A 6,426-nucleotide genomic window follows, 5' to 3' on the forward strand; every position below is an offset into this window, starting at 1 on the left:
TTCATACGATCGAGACTTGTCCGCAGACAGGTTCAGATTCCGTTTTGCTTTTCAGATAACAAGTATGTGCCCTAACGGTCTAGTGTATGGAACGTAGCGTGCAAAAAGACACTAACTTTTCGGGTTAACACAGAGCCGAATTTTTATATTTTGTTTTTAATTTTCTCTTTTTAAAAGCCAAATTAAAAATTTGGCGGACTTTCTAAATATACATAAACCTTTCGGTTAAGCACTTAATAGCTATGTTTTATACACGTTGTTGCCAGTAGTTTTTATTCTTTTATAGTCAGTTCAATCGGATTCGGACTTTCAGGTAATCCAATTAGTTTATTATCATAGAAGTACATATCATAAAACTCTCCACTATTCCAACCTTTTAATAAAATACTATCTCCGATTTTTTCATTCATTCCCATTTCTATGATTTTCAGGGAATCAGTTGGATTAGGGTCTAATTCATAAATTCCGTAAGTATTTGGGTTTTCTGAAATGTCCAATCGTAAATTTCTGTTTTCAATTTTAAAATGATAGTTTGTTTGTGAGTAAGGATGATTCTGAATCCAAGAACTCCAGAAAAATGAGAATATCCAATAGCAAACGATTGTATTAACAAAGAATAAAATCGAAAACCTTTTTTTAATAAAGAAAACAATAATTCCAATCAGAATATTCACTCCAAATATTTCAAGTCTGTACGATTCAACTCCAACAGACATAAATGGGTCAGGTTTAATATTACTAATCCAATATTTTATTAAGAGAATATCGATTAGCAAAATCAGAACTCCAATTCCGACAAATAATTTCGTTTCTGATTTCGTCATTCTCAAATTACTGGCAACGTTTAGCTATGCGTAGTGCGGAAGCAGAAAATCACTGGTTTTCGAACTAGCACTTAGCCAAAGTTTATGTTTTGTTTTTATATTTTCTAAAATACTAAATTTAAATCTTTGGCGACAAACCTAATAAGCAATGACCTTTTGATTTAACCCAAACCCCGCATTATCGCATAGGTGTTGTTACCACACGTTTTTATTAATCCACTTGATATTTATACGGATTCTCAAATTCAGTTTTTCCATCGTGATATATTAAAAATTCCACTTTTTTTTCTTTAAAATCTAATGTCTCAATTTTATTAATTCCAGTCACGCAAGAGTTATTTCCAACGTATTCCTGTTTGTCTAAAATTCCGAATGTTGATTCAGTAATTACTAAACTTTCTCCACAAGCCAAAAATCCACCAATACGAACTTCAATGTTGTGATTCTCATTCATTTCAAATTTTGCAATTGGTGGCTCGAAAGGAAGTGCAATTAAATAAAAAAATGCAATTGGCATTTCCCAGATTAAGCTTAAAATTCCGAAAACGAACACTGGTATTGTCAAAATTCCGCTCAAGATTTTGTTCCGAGTATTTTTTGTCAATCCGAAAAGTAAGATTGTTGACAGGACAAAAGTCAATCCGATTATTGAGGTCGTATATTCCCCTTTCAGTCGAAACTCAAAAACTAAAAGTGTAGCACAGATTACAATTCCGATTAACGAGTAAAATGAGATTTTTTTAATAACCTTTTCCAATTTTGGAAAGTCAGATTTTGTCAAAATCAGCACTAAACTAATTCCTAAAGAGATTGCTATTAAAGTTAAGAATATCGTCATTTTTAAATGTGTGGTAACGTTTAATGTATGGTTTGTGGCGTGCAAGTACAAAACTTGAATTCCGCATTGACCCTAAAGATAACAAACGAGCGTGAAATTCCGTTAGGAATTTCCGCCGCTATGAACTCATACATATTGTTACCATACGTTTTTTTCTTTTTAAAATTCAGTATGCGTTTTATTCCGCAAAACACTTCGTTTATTCGTCCGAGTACTGTCAGATGTTGCGTTTTGGTTTTCAGATTCTGGTTAACTAATCAATTCAGGAGTAATTTTTCCGTCAGTTTTAGATTCAGATTCCTCTTCTAATTTTCAGATCATATTTGCGTTAATACTCGTTATTTATCCAACCTGATTTTTATGTATGGTAACGCCAAATATATGAATCGGAGCAAGGCAAGTACACCTGAACCAATCGATCTATCTGCGCATTTTTATTTCTTATTCAATTTATAAAAATCTAGCGCCATTGCAAAAAGAAAATGACCTCTCGATTTGGCTCTCAACTTTGCTCTGATTTCATATATAATGTTGTGGTGTGTTTTTTAGCGTACTCCTTTAAGGTTCAATTCCGCAAACACTTCTTGAGTTCCGTGAAATTCTTTTCCGTATTTGATGTCAATATCATATTCAATTCTATATGTACTTAATACTTCATCAATTTTATGTTTTTTACTTTTTGCAACGTCATTTCTTTGTCTATAGCTATTCAGAGTTCCAAAAGCCATTCCAAGTGGTGCAATTCCAATACCCATAATTATTATCGGAACAGTTGAAATCACTCCACTTTCTACAGTATATTTGCCAAATAAATAACCACCAATTGTTATTATAAGTCCAATAATAATAAATATTCCAAAATTAATATAAGTCAAGATTTTCGTCCGCTTAATTTTGTCGTATTCAATATTTACAGTTTTTAGTTTATTCTCAAATTTCTCGTTTAACTCAATTTTGGTACAAGTTTTATTAAATTCAGGTTTTCGGTCAGTTAATCCGCAAGTTGTTCCATTTTTTAAACTTGTTTTTTGATTATCACATAATTCACAATGTCTAGCTAAATCCATTCAGTATTTTATTCGGTTTTTAGTTGATTATTTATTGTGCTTTATTTTTTCAAAATACACCACAACGTTTAATATATGTGTCGTAGCAGGGCAAAATGTTACCTTTTTTTCGACAAAAACTGCGCATTGGTTGCTAACTTTTCCATTCTGCAAGCATTGCGCCTTACCAAATATACAAGAACCTTTGGATTAATAACGTAGCTGCTATGATCACATATATAGTGTTATGGCACGTACCACTTTTACAAGCCTGAACTTAGTAAACAAGCCGCAGTAAAGTGATATCAGATTGCGAATTGCTCCGTATTATTTTTCTTAATCTCCAGCGATCACTTTGCTGCCTTTGAATTTATCACTTACCAAACTAAAAAATCACAAACCCTTTTTCCGTCAAAATTATCGTGATTAGCACAAAAAAAAGCGATTTATTAGCACGTTTTGCTCCGAAACTCTCCGTTTTCGTGGTTTTTTCATCGCTTTTTTACTTTCGATCCGAGATAAACCACTGCAAAAACTCTCAGTTCATACGATCGAGGTTCGTCCGCAGACAGGTTCAGATTGCGTTTTTGCTTTTCAGATAACAAGTATGTGCCCTAACGTTAAATATATGTGTCGTAGCAGGGCAAAATGTTACCCTGCTTTTCGATTTTTCTGCGCATTGATTGCTAACTTTTCCTTTCTGTAAGCATTGCGCCTTACCAAAAATACAACAACCATTCGATTGATCACTTAGCTGCTATGATCACATATATGTTGTTGTACAACGTTTTTATTATTCAGTATGCCACGTTGATTCGAAGTTCCAGCAAGAATTATCGATCACGTTTGGGAATTTTCCATCGTGAATAACTTTATAGATATTTAAATCAACTCTCCAGCTTAATGTTTGTAATTCAGAGTATTCGGTTTGAAAATGAACTTTAGATTCAAGCCATATTAACTTAGATAATAGCTCCTCAAACTTAATAATCCATTCATCTATTTCGTGTTCAACAGATTTTAGATTTGCTCCAAAATGGATTATTCTACCGGAATATTCCATATTTGGACGATAAATTTCATTATTTGAATTTGATGTTATAGAAAACATTTCTTTAGATAAAGGTGGCCATTCGTCGTCTTTTTTCAGATTATTTATAACGGCGTGGTTATGTTTTTTTACTTGATTTATTATGGGGCTTTTCCAAAAATCCATTTCCTCAATATAACCATATAGAGTGGTTCGCATTCCCATTATTTATTTTTTAGATGTTGTACAACGTTTAGCTATGCGTAGTGCGGAAGCAGAAAATTACTGGTTTTCGAGCTAGCACTTAGCCAAAGTTTATGTTTTGTTTTTATATTTTCTAAAATACTAAATTTAAATCTTTGGTGACAAACCAAATAGGCAATAACCATGAGACTTAACCTAAACTCCGCATTATCGCATAGGTGTTGTTACCAATAGTTTTTAGTCCGAATAACCCTCAAAATAAATATATTCTAATTTGTTGTTCACAAATTTAAAGTCCACATTTTGCACTATTTCTGGGTTCTTAATTCTAAAATTATTATGTGAGTTTGATATTGAATCTATATTTGATAATAATTTTAAAAAGTCAGTCTTACTCATTCCATAACTCAAACCACGATTAAGATCTAAAGTGTCAGAATTTGAAAAGCCATTTTTAATAAATTCCTCACTTGAATTTTTATAAATTTCTATAAATGAAGAGCCATACTTAAAAGTAAAAACTGTGTCAATTTGATTATCAACGTGTCGGTTGTTGAATAATGTTGTGTCCACAGCAGAATATTGACTTCCAAATAGATTTTTAAGTATAGGTTTTTCTAATTTAAAAGGATTTAGACTATATTTTTCATCCGTAATAGTAACGTCAGGAACAAATTTATTTTTTTCGAGAGCAATTTGAATTTCGGCAATAAGGCTATCGCTACGTTTTAGGTTTTGATCAATTTTTTCACTCTGCTTTTCCATTTCGTTTAGTTGTTTTTCAAAGGACTCAATTGCTTTTGAGTTTTTTACCTCCAATTTACAGGAGAACAAAAAAATGAGTGAAATATATAGTAAAATTTGTTTCATAATTATTGGTAACGTCACGACTATGGTTAGTACGGGAGTTTAGATGACTAAACTTTCGGACTAGCACTTAGTCAAAACTTTTTATTTTGTTTTATCTTTTCATTTTAAAGCCAAATCAAAAGATTTGGCGGACTCTCTAAATATATCCAAAACTTTGGATTAAACACCAAAACCCGTATTAATTATAGCCATTGTTGTGCATTCGTTATTCTCTTTTTAATGATTCCGTTAACTTGTTCAGAATTACAGTTTTTATCTACGTTCAAGAATTTTAATGAATTCTCAATATCATTTTTTGGTAAAATAGTTTTAGAACTTTTATCATTACAATATCCCCAACCATAATTTATTTCAATTTCTCCTTGTACTTCTGCGGGAATATCTATTCCGTGATAATATTCTGTTATTAAATCGCCATTTACAACTAAGCAAGAATCTTCAAATTCTACATTTATAATTTTTTTAATAATTAAATTGCCATTTATCATTACAAATCTGTTAAAATCATTAGAGAAATAATCAGCTTGGATATTTCCTGTAACGAATAATGAACCCCCACTATCACTTAATGAAAAATCTGAAGATGTAAGGTTTACCCAATTTGTTTTTAAATTTCCAATAATCAGTATGTGCCCCTCAAAATCTATTTCGTCTGTATTATTTATATCTCCATAAAAAATTTGTGTCCTTTCATCAGGAGATATTCCAAACCCATATCTTTCAAGGTCAAAATATTTAATTAATTCATCTTGAAACTGCTTTTTAGAAACAGTATTAAAAGTATTAGGAATAAGTTCTATTTTTTCGATTTCAACATCTTTATCGATGAAAATATCTTTTTTCTTGCTTTTAAATAAATCAAATATTCTCATATTATTTCATTTTTCTAATGATGCACAACGTTTAATATATGTGTCGTAGCAGGGCAAAATGTTACCCTATTTTCGATTTTTCTGTGCAGTGGTTGCTAACTTTTTCTTTTTGTAAGCATTGCGCCTAACCAAATATACAAGAACCATTCGATTCATCGCTTAGCTGCTATGAGCACATATATAGTGTTATGTGCTTTTGTTTTTAACAGTTTTTTTCAGTTTCTGGATTAGCTTTTCGTCAGTTTTTGACCAATCCGATTCATTGTGTTCATAAGAGTAAAAATTCATCAGTGCGCGATAAATAGGCATCAAAATTTGATTATAATTCCCTGAAATATTCTTAACTGTATACTTTTTACCTCCGTAGTCCTTAGAGTGAAAAATTTTCAAATCCAGATTTTCATTATTTCTTTCAATTACAAGATAGTAACAGGCAGGTTCCAAATGGAAAATAACTTCTTGAGATCCCCAAGCTTCATAATTCGGTTCATTTAGAGTCATTAATGCCGATCTCAAATCATCTATTGGGTTATTAGGGACATTAGAAATATGTAGTTTTAATTCGTAGTCCCCACACACGAAATTCATTAAAAGCCATCCATATTCAGGCTTTTCGAATCTGAGCTTTATTTTTCCTTCAATTACTTCCATTTATTTCTTGCACATAACGTTTAATATACGTGTCGTAGCAGGGCAAAATGTTACTCTATTTTCGATTTTTCTGTGCAGTGGTTGCTAACTT

The 6,426-nt window shown here is 31.5% G+C and carries 7 protein-coding genes; all 7 read right to left on the minus strand.

Annotated features, from left to right (window positions below):
- Nucleotides 1-272: 272 nt before the first annotated feature.
- On the minus strand, nt 273-824 hold the full coding sequence (locus tag Q0829_RS27395) for a hypothetical protein (protein ID WP_298549273.1): 552 nt from the start codon (nt 822-824) through the stop codon (nt 273-275).
- Between the two features lie 211 nt (nt 825-1,035).
- On the minus strand, nt 1,036-1,401 hold the full coding sequence (locus Q0829_RS27400; RefSeq protein ID WP_298549275.1) for a hypothetical protein: 366 nt from the start codon (nt 1,399-1,401) through the stop codon (nt 1,036-1,038).
- Between the two features lie 806 nt (nt 1,402-2,207).
- Nucleotides 2,208-2,729 carry a hypothetical protein gene (locus Q0829_RS27405; RefSeq protein ID WP_298549277.1) on the minus strand — a complete coding sequence of 174 codons (522 nt, stop codon included), beginning with the start codon at nt 2,727-2,729 and terminating at the stop codon, nt 2,208-2,210.
- A gap of 772 nt (nt 2,730-3,501) precedes the next feature.
- On the minus strand, nt 3,502-3,957 hold the full coding sequence (locus Q0829_RS27410) for a hypothetical protein (protein WP_298549279.1): 456 nt from the start codon (nt 3,955-3,957) through the stop codon (nt 3,502-3,504).
- A 222-nt stretch (nt 3,958-4,179) separates the two neighbouring features.
- Nucleotides 4,180-4,812: a hypothetical protein gene (locus Q0829_RS27415; protein WP_298549280.1), complete on the minus strand. Its 633-nt coding sequence runs from the start codon at nt 4,810-4,812 to the stop codon at nt 4,180-4,182.
- 182 nt (nt 4,813-4,994) lie between these two features.
- Nucleotides 4,995-5,684 carry a hypothetical protein gene (locus tag Q0829_RS27420; protein ID WP_298549281.1) on the minus strand — a complete coding sequence of 230 codons (690 nt, stop codon included), beginning with the start codon at nt 5,682-5,684 and terminating at the stop codon, nt 4,995-4,997.
- A gap of 186 nt (nt 5,685-5,870) precedes the next feature.
- Nucleotides 5,871-6,335: a hypothetical protein gene (locus tag Q0829_RS27425; RefSeq protein ID WP_298549282.1), complete on the minus strand. Its 465-nt coding sequence runs from the start codon at nt 6,333-6,335 to the stop codon at nt 5,871-5,873.
- Between the last annotated feature and the right edge of the window lie 91 nt (nt 6,336-6,426).

The organism is uncultured Aquimarina sp. (assembly GCF_947492405.1).
Lineage (GTDB): Bacteria > Bacteroidota > Bacteroidia > Flavobacteriales > Flavobacteriaceae > Aquimarina.

Coding starts and splice junctions, on each gene's coding strand:
- Q0829_RS27395 (WP_298549273.1), bottom strand. CDS start 824: ATGACGAAATCAGAAACGAAATTATTTGTCGGAATTGGAGTTCTGATT.
- Q0829_RS27405 (WP_298549277.1), bottom strand. CDS start 2,729: ATGGATTTAGCTAGACATTGTGAATTATGTGATAATCAAAAAACAAGT.
- Q0829_RS27410 (WP_298549279.1), bottom strand. CDS start 3,957: ATGCGAACCACTCTATATGGTTATATTGAGGAAATGGATTTTTGGAAA.
- Q0829_RS27415 (WP_298549280.1), bottom strand. CDS start 4,812: ATGAAACAAATTTTACTATATATTTCACTCATTTTTTTGTTCTCCTGT.
- Q0829_RS27420 (WP_298549281.1), bottom strand. CDS start 5,684: ATGAGAATATTTGATTTATTTAAAAGCAAGAAAAAAGATATTTTCATC.
- Q0829_RS27425 (WP_298549282.1), bottom strand. CDS start 6,335: ATGGAAGTAATTGAAGGAAAAATAAAGCTCAGATTCGAAAAGCCTGAA.